Raw genomic sequence first — 17,589 nt, 5'->3', positions numbered from 1 at the left:
TTACCCTTCCTCGCCGGACTCGATATGCTCTTTGAGCAGCACGTTCTTCAAATCGAAAACGCCATCGATCACCACAACCTCGCCCTCGCTCAGTCCTTTCTTCACTTCCACCCAACCCCCGCCTTCACGGCCGCCTTCGATCGGGACGAACGTATAGCCGTTCTCCCGTTGCACGAAGACTCCACGCACGTTGTCTACCATCGTCAGGGCAGAGACGGGGACCGCTAAGGTCGGCGGACTCGCGACGGCCAGTTGAACGTCCACATATTCTCGTGGCTTCAGCCTCTGTTGTTCATTCGTGACTTCAAAACGAACCCGTATTGTGCGCGTAGTCTCATCCGCAATCGGCGCAAGATAGGTGAGCGGAGCCGTAACCGGTTCACCGCCCTTTGGCAGAATCGTGCCCACATCGCCTTCCTTGAACTTTCTGGCTTGTTCGATCGGCAAACTTGCAAAGACCCAGACCCGGCTCGTGTCGACAACCTCAAACAATTCATTGCCGGGAGCGACGCCCTGCCCTCGCACGACATTTTGCGCGACCACCGTCCCAGCGATCGGCGAGGTGAGGGTATAGCGATGGCCCTCCTGGTGGCTTCCATGCTCCAACTCGCGTAGCTCCCCTGTCGTCATACCCATATTCAACAGCTTTTCACGGACATGCTGATGGCGAGCTTGTGCTTCAAGGTTACGGCCCCGTTCTTCGACCAGTCGACGCTCTGTCACGATCCGCTCGGCCCATAACTTATTCGTCCGCCGGTACCCACTCTCGGCCACATCCGCCTGGGCCTTCGTCACAAGGTATTCCTGCACCAACTCGTCCAAGCGCAGACTCTCAATCGCCAACAATGGCTGGTCGCGACGGACACGATCACCCAACTGGACATGGATGGATTGGACTTGCCCTTCAATCCGTGACGCAATCTTGGCGACCTGCTTCAGATCGAGCGCGACTTCGCCAGGAGCCGTCACCACTTCTGGAACCACATGTGCTGCGACCCTGTCGGTACGGAGTCGATTCCGCACGGATGCCGGAGCCTGAATGGTACTGGTGCGGGGCACCCTTGACTGTGTGCTCGCTTTCGGCGGCTGAGCCGGCTCTTCATTTCCGCGGTCTCCACAGGCCGTGACGAACAGACACAGCGCAAACACAGAGGTCCCGGTCAGCGTTGTCCATCTGATTCTCATGGTCAGCCTCCTTCTGAATAGTCAGATTCCACCAACGGCACGTTCCAACTGCGCGAGGGCGATGGAAAGGTCTGCGCGCGCATGGACATACTCGAGCAGCGTTTGCCTGTACACCCGTTGGGAATCGAGCAGGTCCAAGAGACTGGCGGCACCCTGCTGGAAACTGATGCGTGCGACCCGGAGCGTCTGCTCCGCTTGTTTCAGCAGTCCGGTCTCGAATACCTGCAACTGCTCGTTCGCAGTGCGGACATCCTGCACATATTGCGTGATGGTTTGAGTAATTTCGTTCTGCACCCGTAGCCGCTCGGCTTCGGCGCGATATCTGGCCCCAAGCGCGCTCTCGATTTCCCCCTGACGCTGGTACCAGAGCGGAAGGGGAACGCTAAGCCCTGCAACGACGGACTCATCCCCTGCCTCACGATGATAGCTGCCCAGCACAGTGACGTTCGGAATCCTGGATTCACGTTCGAGCGTCGCGCTGAACTGCGCCTGCTCGACGAGCTTGCCGAGCCGCCGGAGAGTCGGGTGTTGTTCCATCGCGCGGGTAGCCAACAGGTCAAGGTCAAGCTCCTGTTGGAGTGAGTCGAAGTCCCCCTGGATTGAGAACTGCTTGCCCAACATGCCGGCAGTTACCATATCAAGCTTGGCCCTTACGACCACCGAGGCATTCTGGGCGCGTGACACTTCTTTTTTTGCCTTCTGCACCTCGACGGTGGCCTTCATCGATTCAAAAAGCGTGGCCTCGCCCGCCGCCGCCCGCGCCTTCACGGTTCGCAGGACCTCTTCGACCATCGTCAAGTTTTGGCCGGTCAACTCGGCATCTCGCTGAGCGAATAACACCTGATAAAATGCCACCTTCGCCTCAGCAATCACGTTCAAACGGGTTTCTTCCATTGCCGCACTGGCCCCTGCCGCCCCTGCATCCGCTGCCTGCTGCCTCGCGCGACGTTTCCCTTGCCACTCCAAGGGCTGTTCGACCGTCACCGTTCGCTCAGTGACCTTCACCCCCGTGCTCGGATCTCGAATGTTTCCTCGCCCGGCTGCACCGGATATCGAAGGATTGAGATAGGCCCCGGCAGCGACCTGTTGGCCTCGACGTTGCCGCATGTCCCCCTGAGCTCTTGCCATGGTTGGATTGTGCGCGAGTGCCAATTCAAGCACTGAATCTATTGTATGGGTGTTGGTGTTTTCGTCGGCAGCTACAGCCTCATAGGTGCTCAGGCCAAGGCTCGCGAGCCCAGACGCTACGACCGCAAGCCAGACTATTCGTTGACGTGTCATCGATTGTCTCCTCCCTTTCACAAACGGCATGGTCCAACCATCCCCCATAAGCCAAACAGCTCAAGGCGGAAGCGGTCGCGATCTCCGGAAAGACCCGCAGTCAGAAAACAGGAAGGGCACCGCCCTCCACCGACATCTGACGGCATACGCCTGCATGACTCGACCAATTGGATACGAGAAAATGAATTAGAGCGATTGAGAGGGAGGAGCGCGCAGCGGAAGTGCGGTGGAGAGAAACAGAATGGTGTGAGAGGTACCGGGCGGGAACGAAGCAACGGCCACGCCTCGTTGAACCGTAGTACTTGCGATCGCTCCTAATTCCAAGCCCGTCACCCCCGGTTTCGGCAAGGGACGATCGATCGGAACAGTCAGCAGTGAGAATTCAATCTCTGGGTGATTGAACGCATGACCGGAATGCGCCAGAGCGTGCAGGTGTTGCTGCGCTGCTTCAGGACAGGCCGGATCATGGATGTCATCCGTGTACTCGCACTCAAGGTCCTGTGAGAACACGGAATGAACAGTACCACCATGGACATGACTCGCATCTCCATGATGATGATCCGCCTCGGGATGCACGTGGAAAAATGGAACCATGAGCATCCAGAGCGATGCCCACATGAGGACCAGCACGCGAGAACAGGATGGCTTGCCACAGATCTGTCGCATTGAGCATTTACCCTAGCACAGTTATCCAGACCCAGCAATCAACCGACCCCTTCCCCACCCACTGCAAGACGGTCGAATCGAATGGAGGCCGGCTCAGAAAACACGAAGGGCGGGAGGCGCCCAAAGCATCTCCCGCCCTCGATACAGGTCATACCCTTCGTTACTTATTTGGCTGTGGCGTAATGCGCAGGTATGGCTTCACGGTCTTGAAACCCTTGGGGAAGAGGGTCTTCGCTTCAGCATCGTTCACGGCTGGAGTGATGATGCAATCTTCGCCGTCCTTCCAGTTGGCTGGCGTGGCGACTTTGAACTTCGAGGTCAACTGGAGCGAATCGATGACTCGCAGCAACTCATCGAAGTTCCGGCCACATGAGGCTGGATAGGTCAAGGTCAACTTGACCTTTTTGTCCGGCCCAACGATGAAAACTGAACGAACGGTCATGTTGTCCAGCGCATTGGGGTGGATCATGTCGTACAGCGTCGCGACCTTCTTCTCGGGATCTGCAATGATAGGATAGTTCATCGTCGTGTGCTGCGTCTCATTGATATCGTTGATCCAGCCCTTGTGCGAGTCCAGAGGATCGACGCTCACCGCGATGACTTTCACGCCACGCTTCTTGAACTCGGGCGTAATCTTGGCCACGGTTCCCAACTCGGTGGTACAGACCGGGGTATAGTCCTTTGGATGCGAGAAGAGAATCCCCCACCCGCCGCCCAGCCACTCATGAAAGTTAATGGTTCCTTCGGTCGTCTCTGCCGTAAAATTCGGTGCCTCATCGCCTAATCGAATTGCCATGATATCCTCCGTGGTTACACAAAACATCGGCCTACTCACAGAACAGCACTACGATACTGTCTCTCTAAGATCAAGTGCAAGGGGGAGAACCGCTTACTGCCCAGCGGTGATATTCAATCGGCTTCTGACCCTGTCGTGATCCGAGGCCGCCAGATCGACTTCCGTCAAGAACACACGTTCGATGGCAAGCTTCCCTTCACCGGTAAACTGTCCACGCACCTGATCCGCCCGTTGTTGCGCCAAGGCTCGAAGATCCGAGTCAGAAACTGCGATGGCCGCAACAAGCTGCTGACGCATGTCATCGACTGTCGGCGGCTTCGGCGCAGGGCCAGTGGCCATAGCCGGCGCAGGCACCGGCTGCCGGCTGCGCTGCTGGTCGTACAGGTCCCTGATCAGTCGTTCCTCGTCACGCATCGGCAGGCTCGCCTCCTGTGAGGCGCCCTTCTCCTGCCGCCATCTCGCGAGCAGCTGCGCCTTGAGTTTCTGAAGACCGAGCTCTTGTCGATCTCGAACCGGATCGGCCGTGCCGGTGATCTCCAGACGCAAACCAGGCCGTTCCTCAAGCCCCTTCGTGATGGCTTCGACTTTCTTGAGTTCAGTTGGAAGCGGCACGGCAGCGCCAGGACCAAACTCGAGGTATTGCAGTTCTTCAGCGTCGCCACCGCCTGGAATCAATTTTCCCATGAGCGCAAAGGGAGAGGCCACCAACTTGCCCAGGATATTCAGCAACGTTGAAACCACCACTTTTCCATACTTGAAGTCGGGGTCCTTGAGGTCGCCGCGAATCGGCAGATCGATCTCGATCCGCCCCTTGCGATCTTTGAGCAGGGCCACCGCGAAGGGCACAGGCAGCGAGGTAGCATCGGGACTCTCGACCTTCTCCCCGAATGTCAGTTGATCGATCAAGACTTTGTTCTCGGCTTCAAGTTGTTGTTGCGAGACCTTATATTTCAAATCGAGTGAGAGCTTCCCCTTGGACAATCCATACCCCACATACTTACCGCTGTAGGGACTCTCCGCGGTCAAGTCCATCCCCCCAAGCGTCACCGTGAGATCTGTCATGGCGTTCTCGATCAATGGGTTGATGGTCCCAACGATCTTCAGCGGAGCAACCCTGTCCACGTTGGCGGCCAATTCCACATCGGCTTTGGCGAGCTGTTTCGACGATAAGCCTTTGATCGTGCCCGTGAGGTCGTACAGCCCGGTTTGGACCGTCGGCGTCATCGATGCGTCCCGAAAGGTGACGATCCCCTTCAACAGCTTCACCGTCTTGATGGCAATCGATGGCGAGGGACCTTTCTTCATCGTCGCTGGCGCAGCCTCCGGCGCAGATGGGGGAGTCGCCGCATCGACCTGCGGAAGCAAGGTCTTCAGATTGAGCTGCCCATCGGACAGAACGGCCAGATGAATGATCGGCTGCTCGAGTCCTACTTCCTCGATGCTGACCACGGTGGGATCAACCGCGAGCACAAGCTCTCTCAGGTGGAACTGCTTCCAGGATACAACTGGCAAACCCTGGTTGCGGTCGGCGATGGCGAGCGCTTTCACACCGAGGTTCCCGCGGAACGTCATCAAGGGGGCCTTCGGATGCACCACGGCCAGATGAATCTGTCCGTCCAGATCGATCGCCCCGGAATCCACCGCGATGCGCGCGAACCGCTCAACATAGGGCTGAAAGGGCTGGAGTTCAATATTCTTGAGGGCCAGTGATAGATCGAGCTGGAACGGCTTCACCGTGATCTGTCCATCGACCGCCACTTTACCCGTTTCATTGAGCAGGTGCTCCACGGTCAGAGGAATGGGCTTCGTGATCGGAAACGCAAAGTCATGGGTCTTAGCCGACAGACCAGTCACGTTCACGCGCACCGGCAGCGCGAGCGAGCGATCCTCAAAATGAATGGAATGGTTGGTTACCCCCACCTCTTTGATAGAGAGGGACCAAGGTGCCTCCTCAACGGCTTGAGGCGAGGCAGGTTCTGGCGGAGCTATGGCGGCGGGTGCTGCGGACAAATCCTGATTGATCGGAGTAAAGAGCGATTGCAGATTGATCGACCCATCGGAATTGCGCCAGACACGATCGGTTGCATCGGCCATTGCAATAGACGAGATCGATACCTTCCGCTCTCGGAGATCGAGATCAATTCCGTCGATGTTCAGCGAAGGAATGGCAATCACAGGCTCCGAATCGCCCTTCCCGACCAAGCGAACGTCCGCAAGGTGCAGCGAGGTATCGGAGACCACCAACCCGATCGGAGAAGTCCCCGCATCGAACCGATACTTGCCCTTCGCATCAATCGTACCGCCCGGGATCTCGAAGTTGAACCGGTCCTGTACATACGGCCACAACGTCGGGATATTCACGCCGGCGAGTGAGAGCGTGCCTTCCGAGCGAAGAGGCTCAAGCTGGATAGTCCCCTTCCAATCCAGCCTTTCCCCTTTTTCCAATTCGGCCGTAAAGGCATAGGTGTTATCTCCGCCTGGCTTGGTATGGAAATTTCTTACCACGATGCTGATCGGAACAATATCGACGGAGACCGGCGTGGGTTTCGATTTGTCCAGAAACTCGACAATGCCTCGCGCAATCTCGAAATGCTCGATTTCCACAGCAGGGATTCCGGCAGATGGTTCAGCCTTCTCAGGCACTGGCGCGGCGGACATATCGGCAGGTGGCAGAAGATACTTGAGATTCAGCCGACCGTCTCCGGCCACTTTGATAGAAACAAACGGCATCGCAATACGGATCGCATCAAACACATAGGCCTGGCGAATGAGGGAGACCGCTTGAAAATTCACGAAGAACTCGTCGAAGCCGAGCAACGCAGATTGGTCTGATTCCCGGATTTCGAAGCCCGTCACCCGAATCGAGAGCGCAAAGGGATTCAGCTCCACCTCTTTCACCAACACAGGACGATGGAGCTTCTCGGCAACAGCCGGGATCGCGTAGGCCTTGATGAGGTACGGAAGGAGGAAAAATCCAACCAGCGTGTAGCAAAGTACCGAGCCCAGGGCAAGGATCGCAAGACGGGAAGGACGAAACAGCCAACGCATGAATAGGAAACCCTATGGTGCGCCCGGTTGGGATCGAACCAACGACCCTCAGCTTAGAAGGCTGCGCCGGATGGATGTTCTACGCGGAACTCATTGAAAAGACACGATTCACGCGGCCATAGACGGACAGGAAATGCCCAAAACAGACCGGGTAACTGCGAACGAACTGCAAACTTTTTCAGGCCGCGCATGGCAGTACTCTACGGAATTGAGACCAGTGGCGCAAGGGGCACTTTCGCCATCCATTCGGACCATTCCTTGAGATCCCGCTCCATGGATTCCCGCTGCCGCGCTTCTGCCAGCTCCTGCTCGGCCCGATTCAGCAGAATCGCGCCGTCGACCCGCTCGCCGCAGTTCAGGCATTTCCACCACCAGCGGGCACCAGGGTAGATGTCGTCCCGCACGAGACAGCCCGCGCAGCGATCACAGGTCATCGCGTGGCTTGCAGACGTCTGCACTCCATCACAGCGGATCTCCCGGCGGCAGGATGGCTTGGCATTGCTCCGGCGAGCCTCCCAGCGCGAGGCAGGCCGCCTTGAACTCCGTCACGATCGCGATGGCATCCTCGCGCCGATAGCACCGGTACCAGATCCCCTCGCCCGCCTGATAGTCAGTGGGACGGGCCTGGAGGAGCGGTATCTCCACCTGGTAGTGGGACGGTGGCGGCGCCGTCGCGCACCCGAAGGTCCCCAGTACCAGGATCGCGAGCAGCCCCGGCCTTGTATTTCCACGCATGGACAGCCCCCCGTAGTTGCTGATTCGTCGCCGTGAGACGAAAGATTGTTTCGGCATCGGTCCCTTTCTGATGCTTCTCCAGCTCTCGAAGCACGAGCTTCGAGAGCCACGAGAGGCCAAAGGAAATCAGAATCGCAATCATGAGACGCCCGGCGTCCCTGCCGGCACAACCGGTACCGCTGGCGCGTGGAGTTGTTGCAGCCTGGCACAGAACGCCGCGATCTGCGGCTGGGCCAGCGTCATCCCCGCATGGATCTGGTCAATCGTCGTGCCCGGCGGCAACAGCTCCAACGCCGTCGAGAGGAGCAGCTCGGCCAGCGGCGCATTTGCACAACCGGCGATCGCGACGGTCTGCGCATCGGCTTTCAGCTTGACGAGTACCGCCTGGGTTTGTTGGAGTTGCGTACCGCTACATCCAACCAGGCCGAGGAGAAGGATCGGCAGCAGCAGAGCCTGCACGGTGTGCGCGACAGCCACAGGATTGACCGCGTTCGAACGGTTGGCGTCTTTCGCCATGCGGACGCCGATCGAGAGCAGCAGAATCAGCCATTCGGCCCGATTCGCCGGCAGGCCATTGGTCTCCACGGCCTCGCGAAGCAGATCGGCCCCGCTACTGAGAATCCCGAGACTTCCCAGATAGCCCGTGATCGGACTAGATCCGCCGAACAGATTGTGCAGAAACCCTAGAATCGTTCCCATGGCCCCTCCTTGGTTAATCTTTCAGTTTCCTGTACAGCGAATCCGGCATGGTAAACCGCAACCGCTCGCACTCCGCCTGCCTGGCCTTATTGAGACAGACCGACATCACGTAGGTGAGTTCATTCACCCCGTTGACGTAGTTCGTATGCTGGGTATTCATCTCGGTCTGATGTTGGTCGAAATGTTCCTGGACGTTGAACGGCTTACCCCAACTCGTCAGGCCGTGATTGACCAACCAGGCGATGGAGGCCAACAAGATGAGGATGATCAGAATGAGGATGACCTCGCGGCCACGAATCTTGATCGGCACCCCGGCCAGCTTGACCTCAATTGATTCTTCCGCCGTGCCCTCGACCATGCGTCGCTCCTGTTCGCGTCGGACATTCGAAACATTCATGCCGATAGCCGCCATCGTGCGGATATTCGGCGCCGCACTGTTCGCACCGAAACGGCTCTCCCGGCCGTCGTTCGATCGTGGCCGATCCCTGCGCCGTCACACGCCGACCGGATCGCCGATCGTCGGCCGCATCAGCCCAAGGCCCGACAATTTGAGTGGCCACGCGGGCTCTTCGAGATGCCCCAGATCGCCCTTGAGGTAGGCCCCGACGATATCCCCGAGCGGATCCAGCCCACACTTCCAGGCAATGGGATAGAGTCGGTCCCAGAACGCCATCCCGACGTTCCAGTCCGGCGTCCCATCAGGCAGCAACGGAATCAGATCGACCCCCACAGCCGCCTTCGCCATCGTGCCCTGCACCACCACGTTGTGGGCGCTCAGGCCGGGCGGCGCATCCGTCACCACCAGCGTCGGCGCCGTGACGTCCCATTGGCCCGTCGCCCGATCGAGCGTGCGGCCCTGCTGATATTTCAGCAGCTGCTCCGCGTAGGACGACCAGCCGCGCACCACCAGGAGCTTTCTTTTGAGATCCCGCTCGCAGCGGTTGATCAGCTCAAGGACGACTGGGCCCAGAAAGGGCGCGAGGCCGTCCAGGCGTTCGAGATGTTGATTCATGCTATCGCCTCCTACAGCGCGGCTCGGACCGTGAGATAAAAGAGGCCGACACTGGTGACCTGATCGGCGGCTCCGGACTGCAGCAGGATCTCACCGGTAAACGCCCCCGGCGTCAGATCAGCCGCGGCGAATTGGTACGTCGCCTTCCCATTCGTCGCAGGCTCCAGCACCGCCATCACTTTATCGACCGGCGCCGCCTCATTGATCGCATAGCGCAACGTGACGGTTTTTCCTGCGAGATCGATAACCTGTTTGGTGGCATTGTCGCGACAAGTGACCCGCAGCAGAGACCCGCGATCGCCAGCAACCAGATCTGCACCCATGAGCACCTCCGCATCACACGTTAAAACTGGGCCTCGCGCGAGACCACGGTGGAAAAATATACGTCGACCTCCACTACATTGATCGGCGGTGCAAACAATGAGTCCCACCAAAAAAAGAGCCGTGTCGCGAGCATGGGCTACTCCTTCGACTTCTCAGGCCCAGCCGTTTTCTCCAGCTTGACCCTCAGGTCGGCATTCTCTTTCGTCAGCAGTTGCACTTTACGTTCGAGCACCTGAGCCTGCGCGGCCACGAGCGCGAGCTGGTCTTCGACTTCGGCCCGTTTCTGCACGACCAATTGATCGTGCGTGAGCTTCACTAGGAGCTGCTCCTGGCACGACGGCCCACTATCTTCCGCCATCGCCGGTCCGCACGCGGCAACCAGCAGCAGCGGCACGAGACACCACACTTGTACTGCAACCATGGAGACTCCCTTCCTCTCGACGCTATTGCAACAACGCTTTGATCGACTGCAGGCACCGCATCAGATCCATACGGCTCACCGAAAAATCAGGTTGACAGGGATCGATGGGGCCACCAGATCGAAAGGGACGGACACACTCAGCCCTGACTCGTTCAGGGAGCGATCACGCGCACTGATGGCGACCGCCCCTTCGCGGCCCGTAATGTTGATCACATAGGACGGCTTGACGCCGGCCGCGGGTTGCGCGACGGTGCCAGGCTGCAACGTCGCTGGCGATTTCACCACGATGCAGTTCGGCGCGAAGCAGGCCCAGACCTGATAGTCCTGCAGATCGGATTCGCTATTGCGATCCCACTCCACCGTGGCGGCGTCAGCCGACCCGACGACTCCACTCAACACCACGAATCCTATAAGCCCTACTAGCATCAGCCGTTGATGTACCATCGCGTCCCTCCTCAATTATTATTTCCTCAGCGTGAATGGTCCGAACCGGCCCGCGCTGGCCGCCGGAGCCTCGCTGAGATCCAGCCCTACCGTCTCACTCCCCGCATAGGCCCCAATCTCACTACCCGTTGAGGAGGCCGTTTTCACGGCGTGACCCGGTGAGGTCCTGAAGTCTCCCCCTGCACGGTTCACAAAGGGCTCCGTGACGAGAATCAAACTGTTCGCGTCTTGCCCGATCCGAGTCCGCCAGGCCGCCATCGTCGTGTCCGTCGTGGACTCCATGCCAAAACTGGCGGCATTCGCCCCGCGCATATAGCCGTTATAGTTCGAGGTGAAGGTGTCTTGCGCGACGATCAACTCATCGAAATTGACGGTCTTGCTGGCGGCGGTGACGGGCGAATCGAAGATCGAGTTGGTGAACGTGATGTTGCTGGCGAAGCCGATATCGTTCGCACCTCCCCCGCGCACGCTGTAGAGGGCACCCCCGTCCGCCCCACCCAAGTCCGTCGCCCCGTTGGCCGCCGTCACATGATCGAGCAGGATGTTTTGCGACTCCACCACTTCGTTGCTCAGAAAAAACGCTTGCCTGACGTAGTTCGACACGCGCACGTAGCGCACGGTCGTCAGATTGGTCCCGTGCAGGGCATGAAGCTGAATGCCCCCGAGTCCCCCGTCGACGTACCCATATTCAATGAGGCCGTAGTTCAACGCGGCCCCGCTATCCGCTGACCCCTTGAGGAATACACCCAGTCCGCAGTTGGAGATTTCAAAGTGCCGAAGACTGAAGTTCTTCGCGCCGTAGGCGTCCGCCCATCCGCTCGGTTGAGGGGTCGCCGACCCCGTGCCATCGTTGATGTAATCGACCGTCTTGATATTGTAGAGCACCGTGTCGAGCGAGTTGGCGGCTCGCCACACGACGGCGTTACTGGCGAGCGTGAGCGTGGCCCCCTTGATGTAGATGTTCTTGAACTGTAGGCCGATGGTGTTTTCATCGCGGATGATACCTGAGTCTTCTTTCGGGTAAGCGTGCGTCACGTCGATGTAGAACCCATCGTAGACCACGTAATTCTTCCCGTTACCGCCGAGTATGGCAGCGCCATCCCCCACCCCAACGCCACCAGGAATCGAAATCGTCGGGGCGACGCCAGAGTGACGGAGCTCTGTGCGATTCGCATTCGTGGCCACGCTGGAGAGCCCGACCGAGGCCCACTCGGTCACGTAGACAATCGAATTGCCGACCGTGCCTGAGTTGGCCGGTTGAAACACGGGGATGTTGTCATTGTCAGTCGTGAGAATGGGCTGACTGACGCCGGCCTTCACCCGCACCACATTGCCGGCGACAGGTTGTGAGAGGCAGTTGGTGGCATTCCACGGATCGGCAAACGTCCCAGTTCCCGAAGGCGTGACGATCGGGAGGGTCAAATCGCAGTAGAGCGACGACGACCCGTAGGTATTCACGCGGTACTGGGAGTTGTCGAAGGCGTAGGCCACCAGTGGGAGCAGACCGAGCTGCCAGACAATGAGCAGCGCGCGCAGGATCGTGATGAATGGGCGAATCAACACCCGCCAACCCCCATGAGCATTAATGATCGTGCACAGGTCGCTCCACTAGCTGTGCCAGCAAACGCGCCGATCCGCATGGCGGAATAGCGACTCGTATCCGTGGCCAGGTCGTTTTGCTGTGCCGTCGCGGCGGTTTGTAGCCGGTACGCGAAAAACATCGAGGCATAGCCGGTCGTGATCGAGGTGAGCCCGGCATCTGGTGTGACGGTCCCGCCACTGACATAGGACGTGGCCACAACGGCATTGACGGCGCTGGGGGGCGTGACGCTGCCACTGATGTGGGTTGTCGTTGCATCAGCCGAGGCCCCGTTGGCCACAGAGCCTGATTGATCGCTCTCGTTGTTCGCCAACTCGATAAAGCAGATTCCGTTATTGACCGTCGATGCGCCTGAGAGTTCCAGCTGCGAACTCGCGACCGATCCCGTTGCGACTCCTTTCCATTGGCTCGCATTCCACCCGGCGGTGGCATTATTGGTATTCGCGCCATTGAGAGAAAATGAGATGTTCGTGCCGGTGACACCGATAATGGACCGAGTCTCGTTGATCCCCCCAAACACCACCAGGTGCCCGGACCCGACTGCTGAAGGGTACGTGTAGGTGTAGCCGGTATTGGGATTACTGTTGACGGTCTCAGTGTAGATATTCCCGGACTGGCAGCCGAATTGCACCACGGTCATGTCGGCCCAGCCGTGGACCGGCAGGAGGAGTGCAAGAACAGCCGCGAGCGCTCGACACTGCGAGGTCGGCCTATTTGTAATTGAGCGAGACATAGACCCCCGTGGCCGCATTGGTGTTATCGGTGGAGGCCCCGCCGGCCGTCAGGCAGAATCCGATGCCAGTCCCGTAGGCTTCGCCGTTCGCGAGCGAGCGCGTCACACCGGCGCCGGTCGTGGCCGCAGGAATCGGAATGCTCCGGATGAATCCCGTCGCCGACGAACAGGTGGGCGCCGACGCGAGATTGTAGAGCCGCAGATAGTAGAGCGTGCCGGTCGTATTGATCAGCTCATAGCCATAGAGTTGTCCGGCCGAGGCCTTGCAATTCGTCGCGTTCGTCGTCGCAGCCGACGTGATGTAGCAGGGTGTGGTCCCGCCGCTGGTGGGAGGCACCAGCGAGACCAGCCAGGGCGTGGTGTTGGCCGTATTGCCGGGCTGCATCGTCCAGGTGCCGCTCTGCGCGGCCTGTGTGGCGAACGTCCCGACATTCGTCACGGCATGCGAGCCCACGGTGACGGTCCCTGTGATGGGAATACCTGTGCTGGCCATGAATCGTAGTTTGGCGCTGATCGAGCCGGTGGCACTGGCCGCATCGGCATTTGCGCCAAAGGGATCAGCGGGCAGCGTCACACTTTGCGCAGACGGAAACACCACATTGAACGGATTGCTGGAGGTGCCGCCGATCACCGGTCCTCCGGAGGCAGGCAGCCCGATCCCGATTACCGACAGATTTTCCGTCCCGGCCCCGCTATCGAAATCGAGCGGCTGATGCGACCAGCGCGTATAGACCGTCGAGGCGCTGTCGCTGTTATAGGCATACATCCGATCGATGACTTCCGACATGGCCGTCGTGCCACTCGGCAGGGCATTGTCGTCGTCGGTCGAGGTGCTCCCGACCGCCGTACTCTCCATGCGCACACGGAGCTCGCCGGACGGCGTCAGCGACAAGGGATTGGTCTGCGCGGTGGTGTACGACGGGGCGGCCGTTGTCACCGCCCCCATGCTGAGCGCGCCGCTTTGCCCGCTGGTCGTCGAGCCGATGGTGGCCACGAGATTGTCGATCAACTGCAGCGCCGTCAGCGCCGCGCCGCTTTCCTGTGTGGCAAACGTGCCGACATTCGTCACGGCATGCGAGGGGACCGAGGCGAGGCTGACGGGCAGCGTCGATTGATTGGAGGCCAGCGTCACCGGTAGCGAGGCCGACATGTTGGTCTGTCCGAGCGCGATCGCGGTGCCCCCGACTTTGCCGAGATTCGTAAACAGCATCCGATCCGCCGTCATTTGTACCGCGCCGGCATTGCCGGAGGTGACGGCGGTTGAGCCGACGAATCCGGCCAGCGGCACCATGTTGGTCGTGCCCGCCGTGAAGCCGGTATTGTCCTGCTGGGAGACGCCGGATCCGGAACAGTTCGCGCAATTGACTGAGAGTTGGCTGCTCGCATTGACGGCGGCGGTATTGCCCCCCTGCGAGATCGAGAACAGCCAGGGCGTCGTGTTGGCCGTGTTGCCGGGCTGCATCGTCCAGGTGCCGGACTGCGCCGCGTTGATTGTGCCGCTCACGACGAAGGGATTCGTCGAGGTGCCGCCAATCACCGATCCTCCGGACGCCGGGAGCGCGATCCCGAACAGGGTTAGCGTCTGTGTCCCGCCGCCGGTATCGGCATCGACCGTCACGTTCGACTGTTGCGTCGTCACCGTCGGCGTGTTCTGAATCGCGACATTCAGCCGATTGTTCGGATCGTCCCAGACGTCAGCAAAGATCTTGACCAGGCCCTTGAGAAAACTCATCAGGCTGTTCGTCGTCGTCGAATCGGTGACGGCCGTATTCGCCCTCGCCCCGGTCGTCGTATGAGCCCCATCGACCGAGCTGGTTTTTTGGGTCTGGGATTGGCTATAGGCCAGCCCCGGCGAGAGCAGCAGGACCAAGGTGCACGCAAGTAATCTCAATCGTGTCATGATCACCCCTGTGTGTAATAAACCCGGCCGGACAGTTGCGCGGCCTGAGTTATGGTGAGACGAAACGGACTATTCACCGACAGCGTAAACCAGGGGTCGGCATCCTTCGGCAAGACCAGCTTCCCGCCTTGCGCAAAATCCATCGCGCCGGCCAGCGCCGTCGCGCCGTCCTTGATCGTGAGGGTCTGATCGCCGTTCGACCAAAGCGCCAACTTCCAGACCTTAATCACCTGCCCCGCGACGGCCGCGACGATGTCATGATCGGCCGCCGTGGCGACATTGATCACCGCCTCTAAGATCCCTGATGGAGCCTGCCGTACCGTCAGCCCATAATCGGTGGCGGCGGGCACTTGGTTCTTCACGCGGGCATTCCCGACGTCCGTGACCGGATCGCTGATATTGACCCGCTGCCGGATCACCGGTTGCCCACCGACGGTGAGCTGCTCGGCATCGATCTTCTTTCCCGTACTATCGGCCGGAACCTGTACGCTCGCATCAGACATGGGTCGCTCCTCCTACAGACTCCGATAAATCGTCAGTACTTCAGTGCGCACCGGCGCCGGTGTCTTGCTGACCAAACTATCCATTTCGGCCTTTACCAGCGTACCTCGATCAAACCGCCCATCCCGGCAATGCCATCGACGTCATAACTCTTGCCGCCTTGCCCGCCGAGATTCCCACCGCCCACACTGACGGCATCTCCGACGCCTCCGCCCGCGACGCCATCCGCGCCATTCGTCCCGCCTGCCCCGCTTAATCCGGCCGTCCCGCCATCGGCCTGGCAGACAGTTACTGCGCCGAGCTTTACGGATGACAGGCCACCATCTCCACCATCCGAGATCGTCGAACCCCCCGTACAAATACTGGCCACCTCTCCGGTGATGCCGGCGGTCCCTGCATCTCCCACAACAAGATCAAACACTTGCCCCGGCGATACCGCTCGAATGGTGATCGCCTTGCCGCTATTCCCTCCATCGCCTCCTGTCGCAAATCCAATGACAAAGCAGCTTCCACTGAAGCCCCACAATCGACGGCCGCCGCCGCCGCCTGCGCTCCCCCCGATATTCGCAAATTGCGCCGTAGTGACACCGGCCGGCACCGTCCAGGTAAATGCCCCTGGTGTGCTGAACAGTTGCACGTTCGGAAACACGTTGGCCGAGATCGAGACCGCGGCTTTTCCGGCACCCACAATGCGCAAGAGCGATTCCAGCGCGAACTGCTGAAAGCTCGACTCCCAGAATTCCACGTCAAACAGGAAAGCCCCGGACGACTCACGCCAGGTCTTGCGCATGGCAAGGAAGGTGCCGGACAGCCCGAATCCTGGCAGGTTCAGCGTCGTCAATTGTCCGATCCGTGGCGCGGGCTCGCGCATCGTGACGGTCACACGCCGAGCATTCTTGGCATAGGTGCGCAACTGCACGAACCCCACCGTCTGCCCCATGATGGACAATTCGCCCACCACGTTCGACGTGGGATGCTTCACCTCCTGATAGTCTTCATAGATTCCGCTGCCGCCCTCGTCGGCGATGCGGAGGGCTTGCTGCGCCAAATCGTCGCGCGTTTCCGTCACCGTGGCGCCGCCCGTGCCGGTCACTTTCACGATCTGCCGATTCCGATAATTATCTAAATCGCTCATATGCTGAATCGTTTCGGCCCGCGCATTCGTAATCACGACATCAGCCGCATCCACCGACAACGGACGAAACACGATCTGCTTATAGGGATTAATGAAGGCGACCCCGCCGCCCGCCACGCCGATGTCCCGGATAAAGTCGGCCACGCGCACATGGTTCGCCTCTGCCAGCAACAGCTGAATGCCATCATCCACCAGGCCTGCCGTCACGCCGTCCAGGCTCAGACCGCTCGCCGGAATGGCATCGCGGAGGATCTGCCCAGCCATGACGTTGGTGTAGGTTTTTGTGATCGTATGCCGCGCGAGCAGCGAATCCCACCCGTCCGCCTCGATGCTGTACAGGAAAACCGCCTCGGACTGATCGCCGTCGATCGTGAGGGTGCGAATCAGCCCCGAGAACACCGTTTCTCCGCGCCAGATCACCGCACAGGTCTTTCCGTCGACGATCGGCACCGTCGGATTGATCACCACGCAGCGACATCTGGACTTCCCATCGCCGGACTCCTCAATGCTGAGGGTGTCCATGCGAGCCGCGCCTTCGCGCAGGCCGCCGACCAGCAGCCAGTAGTCCAATCCAATCCAGGACAGGACCTCGCTCCCTAAGACCGGCTCTTCCCCGATGGCGGCGTCCGCGATGGCCACACGACCCTCCTACAACTCAAAGGCCCAGACCATGATTGTCTGATTGGGCGTCGCGCCCACGCGCCGAATAAACGGGAACTTCTGTGCAATCGAGAGCTTCCAGAGCAGATTGTCCTGCGGCGCGGGATTGGCCACGGTCGCCAGATTCGATTCCAACAGCAGCGCCCCGTTCGAGCCGGTATCGTCGAGCCCTAACGCCATCACGCCATTCGTGCGCGCGGTGGCCGTATTGAGCCCGACATCGTTGTCGGCATAGCCGAACTTCCACCAGCCCGACGCGCCAGTCCCCAGCACTTTCACACGCGCGACATATAACGTCTTGCCGGCCGTGACTTGATAGCCAGACGTGGAAAACGGCGCACGCAGATGCGTGACGTTGCCATCGGTCGCGATGAATCCATACAGGAGAATCAGATCCGATACGGCATCGAGCGCCACATCTCCAGACCGCACCATTTTGACACCCATGA

The 17,589-nt window shown here is 59.7% G+C and carries 19 protein-coding genes; all 19 read right to left on the bottom strand.

Features of this window, described 5'->3' with window-relative positions:
• The gene (locus Q8N00_00490) at nt 1-1,185 is read right to left on the bottom strand and encodes an efflux RND transporter periplasmic adaptor subunit (GenBank protein MDP2381260.1); all 1,185 of its coding nucleotides are present in this window, start codon (nt 1,183-1,185) and stop codon (nt 1-3) included.
• A 21-nt stretch (nt 1,186-1,206) separates the two neighbouring features.
• A complete protein-coding gene (locus Q8N00_00485; GenBank protein ID MDP2381259.1) occupies nt 1,207-2,466 on the bottom strand; it encodes a TolC family protein in 1,260 nt (419 codons plus the stop codon).
• Between the two features lie 186 nt (nt 2,467-2,652).
• The gene (locus Q8N00_00480) at nt 2,653-3,132 is read right to left on the bottom strand and encodes a hypothetical protein (GenBank protein ID MDP2381258.1); all 480 of its coding nucleotides are present in this window, start codon (nt 3,130-3,132) and stop codon (nt 2,653-2,655) included.
• Between the two features lie 160 nt (nt 3,133-3,292).
• Entirely contained in the window at nt 3,293-3,928 is a 636-nt protein-coding gene (locus Q8N00_00475; GenBank protein MDP2381257.1) for a peroxiredoxin, read from the bottom strand.
• A 93-nt stretch (nt 3,929-4,021) separates the two neighbouring features.
• A complete protein-coding gene (locus Q8N00_00470) occupies nt 4,022-6,976 on the bottom strand; it encodes a DUF748 domain-containing protein (GenBank protein MDP2381256.1) in 2,955 nt (984 codons plus the stop codon).
• Nucleotides 6,977-7,176: 200 nt separating this feature from the next.
• Nucleotides 7,177-7,410, bottom strand: a complete 234-nt coding sequence (locus Q8N00_00465) for a hypothetical protein (GenBank protein ID MDP2381255.1) — start codon at nt 7,408-7,410, stop codon at nt 7,177-7,179.
• A 28-nt stretch (nt 7,411-7,438) separates the two neighbouring features.
• On the bottom strand, nt 7,439-7,768 hold the full coding sequence (locus Q8N00_00460) for a hypothetical protein (protein MDP2381254.1): 330 nt from the start codon (nt 7,766-7,768) through the stop codon (nt 7,439-7,441).
• A gap of 81 nt (nt 7,769-7,849) precedes the next feature.
• Nucleotides 7,850-8,410, bottom strand: coding sequence for a hypothetical protein (locus tag Q8N00_00455; protein MDP2381253.1), 561 nt, complete (start codon nt 8,408-8,410; stop codon nt 7,850-7,852).
• A 13-nt stretch (nt 8,411-8,423) separates the two neighbouring features.
• Nucleotides 8,424-8,768 carry a hypothetical protein gene (locus tag Q8N00_00450; protein ID MDP2381252.1) on the bottom strand — a complete coding sequence of 115 codons (345 nt, stop codon included), beginning with the start codon at nt 8,766-8,768 and terminating at the stop codon, nt 8,424-8,426.
• 135 nt (nt 8,769-8,903) lie between these two features.
• Nucleotides 8,904-9,422: a hypothetical protein gene (locus tag Q8N00_00445; protein ID MDP2381251.1), complete on the bottom strand. Its 519-nt coding sequence runs from the start codon at nt 9,420-9,422 to the stop codon at nt 8,904-8,906.
• Between the two features lie 11 nt (nt 9,423-9,433).
• Entirely contained in the window at nt 9,434-9,745 is a 312-nt protein-coding gene (locus Q8N00_00440; GenBank protein ID MDP2381250.1) for a hypothetical protein, read from the bottom strand.
• A 137-nt stretch (nt 9,746-9,882) separates the two neighbouring features.
• Nucleotides 9,883-10,167 (bottom strand): hypothetical protein, encoded by a 285-nt coding sequence (locus Q8N00_00435; GenBank protein ID MDP2381249.1) that lies wholly within the window; start codon nt 10,165-10,167, stop codon nt 9,883-9,885.
• Nucleotides 10,168-10,242: 75 nt separating this feature from the next.
• Nucleotides 10,243-10,611 carry a hypothetical protein gene (locus Q8N00_00430; protein MDP2381248.1) on the bottom strand — a complete coding sequence of 123 codons (369 nt, stop codon included), beginning with the start codon at nt 10,609-10,611 and terminating at the stop codon, nt 10,243-10,245.
• An 18-nt stretch (nt 10,612-10,629) separates the two neighbouring features.
• Nucleotides 10,630-12,174 (bottom strand): hypothetical protein, encoded by a 1,545-nt coding sequence (locus Q8N00_00425; GenBank protein MDP2381247.1) that lies wholly within the window; start codon nt 12,172-12,174, stop codon nt 10,630-10,632.
• Complete coding sequence (locus Q8N00_00420; protein ID MDP2381246.1) at nt 12,168-12,944, bottom strand: hypothetical protein; 777 nt, start codon at nt 12,942-12,944, stop codon at nt 12,168-12,170. Before Q8N00_00420 ends, Q8N00_00425 begins: the two co-directional genes overlap by 7 nt.
• On the bottom strand, nt 12,922-14,844 hold the full coding sequence (locus Q8N00_00415) for a hypothetical protein (GenBank protein MDP2381245.1): 1,923 nt from the start codon (nt 14,842-14,844) through the stop codon (nt 12,922-12,924). Before Q8N00_00415 ends, Q8N00_00420 begins: the two co-directional genes overlap by 23 nt.
• A gap of 2 nt (nt 14,845-14,846) precedes the next feature.
• On the bottom strand, nt 14,847-15,347 hold the full coding sequence (locus Q8N00_00410) for a hypothetical protein (GenBank protein ID MDP2381244.1): 501 nt from the start codon (nt 15,345-15,347) through the stop codon (nt 14,847-14,849).
• Nucleotides 15,348-15,439: 92 nt separating this feature from the next.
• Nucleotides 15,440-17,119: a hypothetical protein gene (locus Q8N00_00405; protein MDP2381243.1), complete on the bottom strand. Its 1,680-nt coding sequence runs from the start codon at nt 17,117-17,119 to the stop codon at nt 15,440-15,442.
• Between the two features lie 9 nt (nt 17,120-17,128).
• The gene (locus Q8N00_00400) at nt 17,129-17,587 is read right to left on the bottom strand and encodes a hypothetical protein (protein MDP2381242.1); all 459 of its coding nucleotides are present in this window, start codon (nt 17,585-17,587) and stop codon (nt 17,129-17,131) included.
• Nucleotides 17,588-17,589 lie beyond the last annotated feature (2 nt).

It is taken from the genome of Nitrospirota bacterium, assembly GCA_030684575.1.
Taxonomy (GTDB): domain Bacteria; phylum Nitrospirota; class Nitrospiria; order Nitrospirales; family Nitrospiraceae; genus Palsa-1315.
Note: the sequence above shows the minus strand (reverse complement) of the source record. Positions and strands in the feature narration are given on the sequence as shown.